Source organism: Leucobacter japonicus (genome assembly GCF_001273855.1).
GTDB lineage: Bacteria > Actinomycetota > Actinomycetes > Actinomycetales > Microbacteriaceae > Leucobacter > Leucobacter japonicus.
On record NZ_JHBX01000096.1, the window covers coordinates 1 to 215 of the forward strand.

Genomic DNA, 215 nt, shown 5'->3' on the forward strand with positions numbered 1-215 from the left:
ATCGTGCCGACCGAGGTCGCCTCTTCCTCTCTCTTCCTCTTTTTTTCTCTTCTTATGGCGCAGATCAAGCACATCGACTTGACCGACTTCCGTGTTCTGCTGCCCTGTTTCCTCCCCTTCTCCTTCCTTCCTATGACCTACTCTATCGCCAACGGCATCGGAGCGGGCTTCGTCGCCTGGGTACTCGTGAACGCGCTCTCCGGGAACGTGAAGAG

At 56.3% G+C, this 215-nt stretch carries 1 pseudogene; it reads left to right on the top strand.

Annotation, left to right across the window (positions count from 1 at the left end):
• Nucleotides 1-215 (top strand): annotated as a pseudogene (locus tag AMS67_RS17820) (NCS2 family permease); the annotation flags it as partial.